The following is a 13,353-nucleotide window of genomic DNA, read 5'->3' on the forward strand; positions in this document are numbered from 1 at the left end:
CATTGTCACAATGAATACGGATAATAAAAAAGTTCGCGTTTTTCACTTCACCCCCTTTCGTCACCTGTTTTTTGCGCGCCTGCTTACCGTTCTGGGTAATGGTATTGCACCGATTGCACTGGCGTTTGCTGTACTTGATATTGGCGGGTCTGTTTCTGACTTAGGTATTGTCGTTGCGTCCCGTTCCATCTTTAATGTTGCATTCTTGTTGATCGGTGGCGTATTAGCGGACCGTTACTCTCGTAGCCGGGTGTTAGTCTCCTCCTCAGTTATTGCGGCAGTTTCGCAAGCTATAGTCGCATGGTCTGTGCTGGATGGTTCAGCAACGGTGATGAGTCTGGCATTACTCGGCGCCCTGAATGGAGCGGCAGCCGGCATCGCATTACCTGCATCCTCTGCGCTGGTTCCCCAGACTGTTCCCGCGCAAAATTTGCGTGAAGCCAACGCATTAATCCAGCTCGGTATTTATAGTGGTACGGTGATCGGTGCTTCGCTAGGTGGGATCCTGACCAGTTCTTTCGGACCAGGTTGGGGGCTGGCAATTGATGCGATGGGCTTCGCAGTCTCTGCGCCGCTTTACCTCTTCATTCGCGTTACGTCAATCACAGCATGTCCATCACCAGGTAATATCCTGCAGGACTTAAAAGAAGGGTGGAAAGAATTCGCCAGCCGAGCTTGGGTATGGTCGATTGTCGTCCAGTTTACCATTATCAATGCTGCATTTAGTGGCGTGGTGATGGTACTCGGCCCTGTAATTGCTGATGCCTCTTTTGGGCGAACCCATTGGGGGATTATTGTTGCTGCGCAAAGTGTTGGCCTGATCGCAGGTTCGTTCCTCGCCCTGAGATGGCGTCCACGCCGCGATCTATTTATTGGTGTAATGCTGGTTGCACTTTGCGCAGTGCCAATTTTTATGCTTAGTCAGCTTGTTTCGGCATCGTGGCTTATTGCCGCTTTTTTTATTGCTGGCGTTACGTTTGGCCTCTTCGGCGTGTCCTGGTCTCATTCGCTACAAACTCATATTCCGCAGGAAAAACTGGCTCGCGTATACGCCTATGATGCGGTGGGTTCGTTTGTGGCCATTCCCTTCGGTGAACTGGTCGCCGGACCGCTGGCAATAGCTTATGGTAGTAGTCATGTGCTTTTGGTTTCAGCGATGGCAGTAGTCATCGCCACTTTAGGCGCCAGCCTGGTCCCTGCGATTAGACAGCTCGATAATTCCTCACAGGTTAAGCCGCACAAGGCGGCGAACCCCTCATGATAATGCTCAAAAACGCAACACACTACGGGGTATAAACCAAGGTTATAGACTATAGAAGACCGGTACGCGTCAATATGGCCAAGAGTTGATGCTTACTTTGAATCGGACAAATGGGACGAAATTATTCTGGGACTGGCAGGCATTTTTACCAGAATTTCGGAAGAAATTAATATTATCAGCTACACCCGACTGAGCGAAGAGAAGATAAAATCTATACCCAGTTGTTATCGTCAAAAACCTTGTTTTTATAAATAAGGTTTGAACTAACCAGTGCATTTAAGCTTTATGCCAGCCGTTGCAAAACATAAAAAAGCCGCCTGCTTTGTTGTAGGTGGCTTTCCTGCCTTTTTGAAAAAATAAGGATTACAGCGCCGTTATGGCTATCACATTATTGTAGTTACAGAAATTTAACAGTAAGATAAAACGGTAATTAAAAATATAATTTACATTGGGAGTTAGCCATGCTTTCTAAAAAGTCCGCTGGTATCAAATCTTCCGCAGTCAGGGAATCGCTGAAATTCAGCAAAATCCCCGGTGTTATATCGCTTGCTGGCGGCATACCCGCAACAGATCTTATCGATGTGGAAGGTATTGATACTATTCTCAGGGATATTTTATCCCGCGAGCACAGGAATTTATTCCAGTATAGCGTTACTGAGGGAGAGGAACATCTGCGCGAGCAGCTTTCTCGCTGGAACAGGGCGCATAATCTGGATATTGATGCAAAAAGCATTATTATTACTAACGGGTCGCAACAGGCTATCGATCTTTTGAGTCGCATTTTCCTTGAAAAGGGCGATAAAGTATTTGTCGAACGCCCAACCTATCTGGCTGCCTGCGCTGCAGCTTTTTGGCTATACCGATGCCAGCGTAGTCGAGCTAGAATATAATTCAGAAGGCATTGATCTGGGCCTGCTAAAAAAAGAGATGGCCGCAGGTGGGGTAAAAATGGTTTACCTGACGCCAAACTTTGCCAATCCCACCGGTAATACAATCAGTTACGAACATCGCATTGAAATTGCTAAACTATCACAACAGTATCAGGTTGTTATTATAGAAGATGATCCTTATGGGCATCTGCGATTCAGCGGCAGCCCGGTCCCTTCAATATTTTCTATAGCACAAAGCCTCTTTGGCAAAGATCATAACGTCTGTTACATGTCCAGCTTTTCAAAAATCTTCTCTCCGGGATTAAGACTGGGCTGGCTGGCCGTACCGGAACATTTCCATATGGCAGCGGTGATCGCCAAACAGGCGCTGGATCTGCATACTTCCACGCTGAATCAGAGTATTGCTGCCCATTATCTTGAGTCCGGAAGGATCAACGAAAGGGTGGAGATGTTGAAAGCGACCTATAAGGATCGACGCGACTATCTGATGCAGGCGCTGCATGAATATATGGGCAATGACATGACCTGGAATACGCCTTCTGGCGGAATGTTCCTGTGGTGCCACCTTGCTGAAAATATCGATGCGTCACAGCTTCTGCAGGAGTGTATTAAAGAAAACGTTGTTTTTGTACCAGGAGAAGTATTTTTCGCGCACAATCCGCAAAAGAACTCATTGCGATTATCCTATTCCATGCTTACGGCAGATAATGCGCAGGAAGCGGCAATAAGAATTGCCCGAGCTTTGAAAAAATTAAAATAATTTAATAAATAGCCATTGGCCTTACAGTTAATGGTTTTTTATAAAAAAGTACAGTGTTGCTTTTTGCGACGTTAATTGTATCTGTGTTTTATTTATAATGCAGCATTAGAATACGTCATAATAATTTCAGGCACTGCGAATAAACGATCAATTTTAGATGGCAGGGTAATCCCTCCATTTTTAACAGATGTGGATTCAGATGGTCACTGCAACACTCTATTGATATTCGATTGATATTCGATTGGTGGAGGTGTGAAATGGTCAGTATTCACTGTGCCATGACTACGGAAAGAAAGTCCCAGATCTGGCAACTATGGCGAAAGGGGACGTCGATGAGCGTCATTGCCCGAGATATTGCCAAACTACCCGCGACGGTTTACTCGTATCTTCTATACCATGGTGGCGTGGTACCTCGGCGAAGGACTCGCCGTCCCGGGGCCCTGTCGATGCTTGAGCGCGAGTCGATTTCACGTGGGCTTGCATGCGGGATGCGCTATCGGGCCCTGGGCCGCCAATTGGGTCGTTCGGCGTTGACGGTTTTGAGAGAAGTCAGTGCTAATGGTTGGCTAAGCCCGGGACACGATGAACGAAAGAACCTCGATTAGGGCGGTGTCCGTTATTGCTGGGTAGGATCACTTAGAAAGAAGATACCTTTACAGTACACTAGTCGACATCATACTGAGAATAGCTGAAGCTGTCCAAATTTTGACGTTTCACGCATATTCCCCACAACTGAACAAGATCTATGCTAGAGTTGTTAAAACTCATGCCAAATCCAAGAACCTGAGAGTACACATTGAGGGGGCATGTTATGTTATACGAACGGAATACTGAGAACATGAAAACTCAAATCGATTATGCAGCCATTCGTAAAACGAAGCAGGCTATGATTCAGCGTTTTATGCAAGCCAAAAAGCAGGCTGAGCAGAACGGACAGATAGTGACTAAACTTATCTAATTGATTTAGAAAAGGAAAAGGCTCCCTTGGGAGCCTTTTTTTATAGCTGATTAGCCATATTTACTGTAAGAGTAAAGCCAGCACGGTCTTTTATATGAGCCCCAGGATGGGTAGGTTAGAGCTCCGTCTCATTTAGAAGGAGCTCTGTTTATGGTAACCCACCGACTGGCGTAACAACTGTAAGCGTCCACCTCGGACCGTCTGCCCAAAATTGATATGAGCAGATAACGTAGATGCCCATCTATCAACAGACGGACATCTATTGTGGACAATCCTCAGAATAAATCTGATTGGCGCTCAACACCCCCTAGTGTCAGCATACATGTCACCCCCATCAAAAATTCTAATGAGGTCATGGGGACACGATATGAAACGCCTTTCACCGGAGTGTAAAGCCGTTGCACCGGCAAAATGAGTTCCTCCGTGCAACATGACTGACGCCCGTGACTGAACGCCAAATGCTTATCGGCTACATTTGCGTGGGATGAAGAACTGAACATTACGCCACGCATAACGCCAGAAAACCGACACATAGCATCCTTCGCTGCCGAACGGATACGTCATGATCACATGCGTGCCCGCATGTTTTTGCAAGACGCATTCCAGATTAGCGTTACGCCATGTTTACTGTGGTAAAAACCCTTGCAACGCGTTGTCGTTAACGGTATTTTTTAGCTGCGCTTGCAAAATCAAGCGCCGGGATTAGCCTCCTGCATAACTTCACTGACGACATATGGCGCGTCTGCGTCTTTTTTGTTTACTCACTGGAGGCTGCCTATGGCTACTATCCCCACTTATACTCACGCATTACTGTCCATCCCATTCGATTCAACCACCGATTTCACCGTTCTGGCCGGCCATTGTGAAAATCTGGCCGACGCGTTGCTACAAAGCGACGATCCGGCGCAGCGCCAAGCACTCTGCCTTCGGCTTACCGATTGCTTGGCACAGTTGCTCCCCACCTTGGACGACCCCATCCCGCCTCATCTGATTGACAGCCTGACCGTGGATGAGCGGCCCATGACTTCACCTTGCTTTGAGCCCGATGCCGATCTGCTCTGCGGGTACAGCCAGACTCTGGCGCAGTTGTTGTCGGAAGGGACATTATCGCCAGAGATGGAGCCCATTCTTGCCGGGTTACTGTTCGATTTGGTGGTGTATTTCACTGAGGAACTCCGGGCACCGCGCTGGGTACGTACCGCGCAGGGGGTGAAATTTATAGAGGAATTAAATAGGGTTCAGGAATACGCCATGCCCTAAAAGCCAAAAACCAGCCGTGAGGCTGGTTTCTTTAAATCGTACTGACGTTGTGCTGGCGGCCGCGTACGCCGCCGCACGAGTAGCGCATCATTATGTCGACGATTGCATCAAGGCTGCCAGAAGCCGGCCAGATGGACGATACGTTCCCCTTCACCCCATCGGGCGTAGCTGTTGCCGTTGAGGATCACCGCGCCGGTCCGGTCGAGCATCGACCAGGTTGCAAGCAACTGGTTGTTCTGAACGATCAGAACGGTCGTATCGAAGTACGCTCCTGGATAGGTGCGCTGGAATTCCTCCAGCATGCTTATCAGGTCTGCGACGCCACGACCGCTCGTGCCCGGTGCTGTGAATGTGACGTCATCGGCAACACTTGACTTAAGAAGGCGGCCACGCTCTTGCGAAGAGACCTCGCGCCAGGCGTTGGAATACGTTGCCCAAAGCTCTTGAATATTCACTGTCATGATAAACTCCGTTGCGCTATTTTGGTTTAACTACACTAGGCGTTTGTCGGAGCACAGTCGATAATTGAAAGACCAAAATCGTTTATCAATCGTCCAATATCAAGGCGATCCTCTTTCAGGGTTGATCCGTCTGCTTCGACCGAAAACGACGCTGTGGGCTCGCATTGATGCACATGGGCGATGGGGCGTGAGTTTTCGCCAGCGCGACGACCTGTTGTTCTGCTGGGTCGAGCGCGGCGAATGCACTCTTCTGCGGCCCGATGCCGATCCGCTCCTACTGCGGGAACATGACTTCGCCTTCGTGCGGACATCCACACCCTTTACCCTGGCCTCAGATCACAGTGCGTCACCGGTCGACAGCGATGACATTATCGCAGCAACCGGACTCTTACACATGAGCCTCGGCGATGGTGACGTGACAGGAAAGCCCACAGTTGTGCGCGGTGGACGGTTCGTCTTCGACATTGCCAACGAGGCGCTCCTGATGGGCATGCTTCCTCACGTCATCATGTTGAATGCGGGTGAGCCACGATCCTCAGGACATCTGAAGGCGCTACTCACGATGAATGAGGAGGAAAGCCGGTCTCAACACTTGGGGAGCCAATTTTTCGTCGGGCGCCTCATGGAACTGATATTGCTCGAAGCGCTGCGAAGGGTTGCGTTCGATATGGATCCACAGCAGACCGGGCTGCTTGCAGGACTGGCCGACCCCAAGGTGGCGCTCGCTATCACCTCAATACACGAGAAACCGTCGCATCCATGGTCCGTGAATACGCTGGCACGCCTCTGCGCCCTTTCGCGATCCGGCTTCGCCCATCGGTTCAGCGCCATCATGGGGATCGGCGTCATCGAGTACCTGCAGCAGTGGAGGATGGCACTTGCGAAGGATGCGCTGCGGTCGAGTGCATCCACGATAGGTGAGATTGCCCTACAGGTCGGATTTCAGTCCTCAAGCGCCTTCAGCTCGGCGTTCAGCCGCATCGTCGGCTGTTCCCCCAAGCAGTTCCGTGACGGCGAAGCGCCACTCGCTTGAGCACAGAAAAACATGCAGATTGAGCCCCAGCGCCAAACGGATAAACACCGGGCTTTTGTCTTTATTCATGTCCTCAATACATTTGATTGGCTGCGTCAGATGCTGTGTTTCGATCTCCCCGATGTCCATTGAGCCAATGTCAAAGAAGGCATAGCGCTTCAGGCAAGTCAGCATTTTATCCGCATGGTTCTCCGACCAGAGCCTGAGACTGCTGGTGTGCCATGAAGTGGCGATGTGTTTAACGGTGCGGGTTTCTTCTACATTTTAAATCAAAATAATGGGTTTGATTGTTTAAAAACATTCTCGGTTCGATACGCTGGTTCGATTCCTTTGAGTATCGTCGCCTTTCCCTGTCATGATTTTCAAAACTCTGGCGCAGAATTACTCTGAAAATCCCGTTGTACCTGCTGCAATAATCCAGTGATTTCCGCCGTTAAAAACACGAAGAACTTCTCTTTATGCAGCGTGCGTTCCTGCACGTCCTGAGGGATAAAGCGCGCCATTTCGTTACGGAAAGCATCGCCTTTAATGATATCTGATAGGCGCCCCAGCATAGTAGTCAGTTTTTCTGGGTAATCGTCAATGGAATAATCGGCCACTTTATTGCGTACCCAGTCAGTACGTACCATCGCTCCCTGCTGCTTCAGCCAGCGTAGATCCCAGATATCACAGTGGCGTACATAACGCTGCGTATTAACCAGTGAAACTAACTTATCAACTGCTAGACAGGTTATACAACTTATTGACATTTATCACATTTCGCAATAGCGATATGCAGCCTAGAGCCATGTGAGGGGCACTTCATTCATCGAACCCGGTTCGATGGAGAGTCCGTACGCCAGAAAGCAAAAAACCAGCCATTAGGCTGGTTTTTTTAAATCTGTTTTTTCAAAAATGGTGCCCGGACTCGGAATCGAACCAAGGACACGGGGATTTTCAATCCCCTGCTCTACCGACTGAGCTATCCGGGCAACGCGCCGCATTAAACCGTATTGGCCGCATTTCGTCAATGGATTTATCCGCGAAATATGCGAAACCCCACTCAATTGCTGTCTTTTCAGGCAAAACGCGCTTTTCCTTAGGTTAATGCGCCGTTTTTGCGACACAGGGACAACCGCAGAATGTCCTCTGCCAGGCGGCGTGCCACCGCGACATCCTGCAGTTGGTGTTTCACCAGCAGCCTGCTGAGACAGCCTTCCAGTATCAACTCCATCTGCTGGGCCACCATGGTAGGATCGTCGGCGTCCAACTGGGCCAGCAGTGCACGCGTGTAGTTGTAGGACGCCTGTTTTTGCTGCTCGGCCAACTGGTGAATCGGATGTTCTGCGGCGGGAAAGAAACTGCAGGCTGCGACAAACAGACAGCCCGGGTAACGTTGCTGCCGCACATGCTCATCGAGCACCTGGTAGCGGGCCAGTAATTTCTGCTGCGGGTCAAGCGTATCGTCCAGCAACAACTGTCTGCGCCAACTGTCCACCTGTTCGCCATGGTAGTGCAGGCAATCATAAAGCAATGCCTCGCGATCTGGCCACAATAGCTGCAACTCGGCCTGATCAAGCTTCAGCTCGCTGGCAAGCATCTCCAATGAGACCAGGGTAAAACCTTTTTGCTCCAAAAGGTTCAACGCATAATCAAGTACTTGTTCGCGCTGCACGTATGCCTCCTCAATGCGGGTTATGGCTGCTCCCTGGGGTCGTTAATGGATAATTTTTTGCAAATGACCACTAAACGCATCGGCGTTCATAAAGCCGGTTACCCGTGAATCAGGAATTTCCCGTCCCTGACGGTCAAAAAACAAGATGGTGGGTAATCCCAGAACCTGCAGTTGGCTCAATAATGCCTTCTGCGTCGGCGAATTCTGCGTGACGTCCGCCTGCAACAACGTCAGTTTACCCATGCTGTGTTGCACACTATCGGCGGTAAAAGTATATTTTTCAAATTCCTTACAGGCCACGCACCAGTCGGCGTAGAGATCCAGCATCACCGGTTTATCGGGCGTGCGCTGCAAGGCGTCGCCGATGTCCGCCACGCGGGTGATCGGGACAAACGCCGGGCCTTGGGCTATAGCCGCCGAAACGGTGCCGTCCGGCGATGCAAAGGCCCAATCCTGTAGTGGTCGGGTGGCGACCAACATGGTGGCCAGCAGGATAATCTGCACTATCCGACTGCCTCGATACGCGCCGTGCAGACTGAGCAGGAAAGCCCAGCCTAAAAACGCCACCGCCAGCATGCTCCACAGCCGCAGACCCCAGGTATCGCCCAGAATGCGTTCCAGCAGGAACACCGGTAGCGCCAGGATCACAAAACCAAAGCCTTCTTTGACCAGCTGCATCCACGGACCGCTGCGCGGCAATAGCCGATGGCCGAACAGTGCCACCGCCACCAATGGAATGCCCATGCCCAGCGCATAGAGATACAGCGTGATACCGCCAATGGCCAGATTACCGCTTTGGGCGATATAGAGCAAAATGGCGCTCAGCGGTGCGGTGGTACATGGCGAGCAAAACAGGCCGGCCAGTGCGCCCATGATAAAGACACCAGGGAACGACCCGCCGCGTTGTTGGTTACTCCATAGCGTTAGCCGGGTTTGCAGGGCCGAGGGCAGTTGAAGGGTGAATAAACCAAACATGGACAGCGCGAGCATGATAAACAGTATCGACAGCCCAATGAGCACCGCGGGTTGTTGTAACGCCGCCTGGAATTGCAGGCCGGCGGCGGCCACCGCCATGCCAAGCAGGGTGTAGGTTATCGCCATACCTTGCACGTAGACCAGCGCCAGGGCCAGCACGCGACCAGAGCCCACCACGCGGGTGCCGCCACCGAGGATAATGCTGGCAATCAGCGGATACATTGGCAGCACGCAGGGGGTAAACGCAATGCCGATGCCAATCAGCAACGCCCACAGCGGGGTAAAGGGCATACCGGTGTTGCCCGGGTGAACGGTGCCGTTGTCAGTTGCATCGGCCTGAGGCAGCGCTGTTGCAAGGGCCACTGCTGATAACGGGATTTCCTTGGTTTCCGGTGGGTAGCAAAAACCGGCTTCGGCGCAGCCTTGATACGTGACCCGTAGCATGGCGCCTTGCCCCGCCTGACGCAAAGGAACATTGAGGTGCAACGGGGTTGCGTATACCTGGGTATCGCCAAAAAATTCGTCGTGATGAGCGGTTCCGGGTGGCAACGACAGGTCATCAAGGGTCGCGTTAACCGCTTCCAGTTTGAGCTGCTGACGATACAGGTAATAGCCGGGGTGTATTTGCCAACTGAGCTGCAGCTCGGGTCCTTGCTGCAAAAAATCGAAACTGAACGCCCGATCTACCGGCAAAAAGGTGGAGCTAGCCGAATTGTCGAACAATGCAGCGGCTGCCGGGACAGGGGCCAGGCCGAGTCCCAGCCATGCCAGAAGGATCAGTGTAAGGATGCGCTTAGCCATGATAGATAGTCTGGATCGCCACCCTGAACGGGTAATACCAGTAGCTCCGGTGTTTGATAGGGGTGGTGTCGTTTAATGCAAGCAATCAGATCCTGCTGATGCCTGACGTGGCTTTTTATCAGCATTTGCACTTCATCTTCCTGCTCGAGTTTGCCTTCCCAGAGATAAAAGGAGGTCGCTGCAGGCAGTAAAGTGACACAGGCGGCAAGTTTCTCGTTTAACAATGTGCCGGCTAACGTTTGCGCGGTGGCAACATCAGGTGCAGTGCATAACACCACGATAATGCCATTTTCGGCAGACGCACCGGCACTGGAAGAGGGTAAGGATACTGGTTTTGCTGCGGGAAATTTAGCTGCCATAACAACCTCGCGGTATAACGCCGAACGGCAGTATAACCCGTGTGGCACGCTGGCAACAGCAATCAAAGCATCCTACCTCGGCCATCACGGCAGAAGAGGGCCGGCCCCGTCACAGACGCTGAACATTCGGAGCCGGCAGGGACTATAACTGCCCTTTTTCATCGCTATAACGTACGGCCTTATAGGTCGGGTGCATCAAATTTTCCAGTGAAAAAATGTCATCGAGTTCCGTTGGTGTCAACAAGCCCCGCTCCAGCACCACCTCGCGCACGCTTTTGCCCGTTTCAGCGCAGATTTTACCGACAATATCGCCATTGTGGTGGCCGATAAAGGGATTAAGGTAGGTGATGATGCCGATAGAATTAAACACATAGGCCTCACACACCTCACGATTGGCGGTAATGCCATTGATGCATTTGTCCAGCAGGTTATAACAGGCATTGGTCAGAATATGCACCGATTCAAACATGGCTTGTCCTATCACTGGCTCCATGACGTTTAACTGCAATTGTCCGGCTTCTGCCGCCATGGTGATGCAGGTGTCGTTGCCGATGACCTTGAAGCAAACTTGATTAACCACTTCCGGGATCACCGGATTGACCTTGGCAGGCATGATGGATGACCCGGCCTGTAGCTGCGGCAGATTAATTTCATTCAGGCCGGCGCGGGGGCCTGAGGAGAGCAGGCGCAGATCGTTGCAGATCTTCGACAGTTTCACCGCCAGTCGTTTTAAGGCGCTATGCACCATTACATAGGCGCCGCAGTCCGAGGTCGCCTCGATCAAATCTTCAGCCGGCAGTAGGGGCAGGTTGGTTATCTCGGCCAGCTTTTGTACCGCCAGCACTTGATAACCGTCAGGGGTATTGAGACGGGTGCCGATCGCGGTGGCGCCCAGATTGACTTCCAGCAACAATTCGGCAGTGCGCAGCAGGTTTTTGTTTTCTTCTTTTAGCAGCACAGTGAAGGCATGGAACTCCTGGCCTAGCGTCATGGGTACCGCGTCCTGTAATTGGGTACGGCCCATTTTTAACACCGTGGCGAATTCCAGTGCCTTGTTTTCAAAACCTTTGCTAAGCTGGTCAACCGCTTCCACTAATTTCAGAATGGCGGTATACACCGCGATGCGAAATCCCGTGGGGTAGACATCATTGGTTGACTGGCATTTGTTCAGGTGATCGTTGGGGCTAAGAAATTGATATTCTCCTTTGCCGTGGCCCATCAGTTCCAAGCCCAGGTTGGCGAGCACTTCATTGGTGTTCATATTCACCGAGGTCCCGGCCCCACCCTGGAACACATCCACGGGGAATTGGTCCAGGCAACGACCTTTGTTCAAGACTTCGTCACACGCAGCAACGATGATGTCGGCGATATCATGGGGCAGGGTGCGTAACTCCTTGTTTGCCAGCGCGGCGGCTTTTTTTACCATCACCATTCCCCGGACGAAATCCGGGATATCGCTGATTTTTGTGTTGCTGATGTAGAAGTTTTCGATGGCGCGCAGGGTGTGGATGCCATAATAAGCTTCAAATGGAACTTCCCGTGTTCCTAATAGGTCTTCTTCTATACGAATAGTGTTCACCATGGTACTTCCTTAATGAGCTGTTTTCTTAACTGATGTCGATGGATAATAGCAACATATTTTCATTATCCAGTTTGTTAGACTAGATTGTTGCTTCTGCATATAATTATATGCTGTTTAAATGTTAACACTATTAAGTTGATCACGATTATGTAAGCGATTTTCCATATCTGACGATGCCGGGCATGATGTAAAGTGCGGTAAAGAAGTCGAGATGAAACTGTCTCTTCGCGATATCATTAGGGTATAGGTGTTTCAATTATAGGCGTGTGTGCCTATTGGAACCTAAAACCGTCGTCGACCCACCCAGGAACAGATGATGGTCCAGGCCGGTTGAACCAAAGGAGAATTCGGTGCGTTGGATACCGTTGTTACTGATTTTTATTGTCGCCTATATCGAGATAACCCTGTTTATCCAAGTATCTCATGTCATTGGCGTGCTTTTTACCTTAATGCTGATTATCCTGACGTCGTTCATCGGGGTATCGCTGGTCCGTACCCAAGGGTTGAAAATTCTGACCCAACTGCAGATCAAAATCGCCAATGGTGAAAATCCAGCAGCGGAAATGATTAAAAGCGTATCTATTTTGTTGGCGGGATTCCTGCTGCTGCTACCGGGATTTTTCACCGATGTCCTTGGCCTGCTGCTATTGCTGCCGCCGGTACAAAACTCCCTGACGCTAAAATTGTTACCTTATCTGCGTTTTTATCATGGCGCGGCGGGTGGGGGGGGTGACCAAGCCAGCAACGGCGACACCTTTGAAGGTGAATTCAGGCGCAAGGATATTCCCCACGATGGGATTGAGCACCGTCACGACGATGAAAAATAGGCAACAATCAACAGGTGATGATAAATTTTGCAAGCAATTGATAATAAAGTAATTTTATTTGATGATTGCAAAATTTAACCTGCCAGACAAAAAAATTCTTTTTTTCCCCCTTGAAGCGTAACTGAACGCCCCCATCTTGATCACCACGAGGCAGGGCGTAAAGGCATGCCCGGCATTCATCCCGAAAAAGATACGGACTTTCTTAAGGAGAGCTATCAATGAACTACCGTCCATTACATGATCGCGTTTTCATCAAACGTCAAGAAGTTGAAGCAAAATCGGCTGGTGGCATTGTACTGACCGGCTCCGCAGCGGGTAAATCCACGCGTGGCGTTGTGCTGGCAGTCGGCAAAGGCCGCATCGGCGATAATGGTGAGACCATTGCACTGGATGTGAAAGTAGGTGACATCGTGATCTTCAATGAAGGTTACGGCGTGAAAGTGGAAAAAATCGATAACGAAGAAGTGCTGATCTTGTCGGAAAGCGACATTCTGGCCGTTGTTGAGGCGTAAATCGCCATAATTCGCGTTAA

15 protein-coding genes and 1 tRNA gene are annotated in these 13,353 nt (G+C 50.6%); 8 read left to right on the forward strand and 8 right to left on the reverse strand.

The annotated features are described in order from the left end of the window. Positions 1 to 10 precede the first annotated feature (10 nt). The 5 genes from SJI19_RS04360 (at position 11) to SJI19_RS04375 (ending at position 5,129) form a co-directional block, all read left to right on the forward strand. Complete coding sequence (locus tag SJI19_RS04360; RefSeq protein ID WP_323477039.1) at positions 11 to 1,261, forward strand: MFS transporter; 1,251 nt, start codon at positions 11 to 13, stop codon at positions 1,259 to 1,261. A 461-nt stretch (positions 1,262 to 1,722) separates the two neighbouring features. Continuing rightward, entirely contained in the window at positions 1,723 to 2,151 is a 429-nt protein-coding gene (locus SJI19_RS04365; RefSeq protein ID WP_323477040.1) for an aminotransferase class I/II-fold pyridoxal phosphate-dependent enzyme, read from the forward strand. Continuing rightward, on the forward strand, positions 2,069 to 2,911 hold the full coding sequence (locus SJI19_RS04370; protein ID WP_323477041.1) for a PLP-dependent aminotransferase family protein: 843 nt from the start codon (positions 2,069 to 2,071) through the stop codon (positions 2,909 to 2,911). The genes SJI19_RS04365 and SJI19_RS04370 overlap by 83 nt, the downstream gene beginning before the upstream one ends. Positions 2,912 to 3,357: 446 nt before the next feature. Beyond that, positions 3,358 to 3,516 (forward strand): helix-turn-helix domain-containing protein, encoded by a 159-nt coding sequence (locus SJI19_RS24775; RefSeq protein ID WP_416347496.1) that lies wholly within the window; start codon positions 3,358 to 3,360, stop codon positions 3,514 to 3,516. Positions 3,517 to 4,646: 1,130 nt separating this feature from the next. Further along, positions 4,647 to 5,129: a hypothetical protein gene (locus tag SJI19_RS04375; protein WP_323477042.1), complete on the forward strand. Its 483-nt coding sequence runs from the start codon at positions 4,647 to 4,649 to the stop codon at positions 5,127 to 5,129. A 107-nt stretch (positions 5,130 to 5,236) separates the two neighbouring features. Here the strand turns inward: SJI19_RS04375 and SJI19_RS04380 are convergent, their stop codons facing one another. Continuing rightward, positions 5,237 to 5,590, reverse strand: coding sequence for a nuclear transport factor 2 family protein (locus SJI19_RS04380; protein WP_323477043.1), 354 nt, complete (start codon positions 5,588 to 5,590; stop codon positions 5,237 to 5,239). Between the two features lie 64 nt (positions 5,591 to 5,654). Here SJI19_RS04380 and SJI19_RS04385 point away from each other — a divergent pair, with 64 nt between their 5' ends. Continuing rightward, positions 5,655 to 6,623: an AraC family transcriptional regulator gene (locus tag SJI19_RS04385; protein WP_323477044.1), complete on the forward strand. Its 969-nt coding sequence runs from the start codon at positions 5,655 to 5,657 to the stop codon at positions 6,621 to 6,623. Here SJI19_RS04385 and SJI19_RS04390 read toward each other — a convergent pair. From SJI19_RS04390 to aspA, 7 genes are all read right to left on the reverse strand, one after another. Continuing rightward, positions 6,540 to 6,857, reverse strand: coding sequence for a phage integrase central domain-containing protein (locus SJI19_RS04390; RefSeq protein ID WP_416347500.1), 318 nt, complete (start codon positions 6,855 to 6,857; stop codon positions 6,540 to 6,542). The genes SJI19_RS04385 and SJI19_RS04390 overlap by 84 nt on opposite strands. A 128-nt stretch (positions 6,858 to 6,985) precedes the next feature. Then, positions 6,986 to 7,372, reverse strand: a complete 387-nt coding sequence (locus tag SJI19_RS04395; RefSeq protein ID WP_323477045.1) for a hypothetical protein — start codon at positions 7,370 to 7,372, stop codon at positions 6,986 to 6,988. 146 nt (positions 7,373 to 7,518) lie between these two features. After that, a tRNA-Phe gene (locus tag SJI19_RS04400) sits at positions 7,519 to 7,594 on the reverse strand. Between the two features lie 107 nt (positions 7,595 to 7,701). Further along, a complete protein-coding gene (dicD, locus tag SJI19_RS04405; protein WP_323477046.1) occupies positions 7,702 to 8,277 on the reverse strand; it encodes a division control transcriptional repressor DicD in 576 nt (191 codons plus the stop codon). A 42-nt stretch (positions 8,278 to 8,319) separates the two neighbouring features. Continuing rightward, complete coding sequence (locus SJI19_RS04410) at positions 8,320 to 10,053, reverse strand: protein-disulfide reductase DsbD (protein ID WP_323477047.1); 1,734 nt, start codon at positions 10,051 to 10,053, stop codon at positions 8,320 to 8,322. Continuing rightward, positions 10,029 to 10,412, reverse strand: coding sequence for a divalent cation tolerance protein CutA (cutA, locus tag SJI19_RS04415; protein ID WP_323477048.1), 384 nt, complete (start codon positions 10,410 to 10,412; stop codon positions 10,029 to 10,031). The genes SJI19_RS04410 and cutA overlap by 25 nt, the downstream gene beginning before the upstream one ends. A gap of 142 nt (positions 10,413 to 10,554) precedes the next feature. Beyond that, positions 10,555 to 11,994, reverse strand: a complete 1,440-nt coding sequence (gene aspA / locus SJI19_RS04420) for an aspartate ammonia-lyase (protein WP_323477049.1) — start codon at positions 11,992 to 11,994, stop codon at positions 10,555 to 10,557. A gap of 350 nt (positions 11,995 to 12,344) precedes the next feature. Here aspA and SJI19_RS04425 point away from each other — a divergent pair, with 350 nt between their 5' ends. Both SJI19_RS04425 and SJI19_RS04430 read left to right on the forward strand, forming a co-directional pair. After that, the gene (locus tag SJI19_RS04425; protein WP_323477050.1) at positions 12,345 to 12,821 is read left to right on the forward strand and encodes an FxsA family protein; all 477 of its coding nucleotides are present in this window, start codon (positions 12,345 to 12,347) and stop codon (positions 12,819 to 12,821) included. 218 nt (positions 12,822 to 13,039) lie between these two features. Next, complete coding sequence (locus tag SJI19_RS04430; protein ID WP_323477051.1) at positions 13,040 to 13,333, forward strand: co-chaperone GroES; 294 nt, start codon at positions 13,040 to 13,042, stop codon at positions 13,331 to 13,333. Positions 13,334 to 13,353 lie beyond the last annotated feature (20 nt).

It is taken from the genome of Acerihabitans sp. TG2 (assembly GCF_035013185.1).
Lineage (GTDB): Bacteria > Pseudomonadota > Gammaproteobacteria > Enterobacterales > Enterobacteriaceae > Acerihabitans.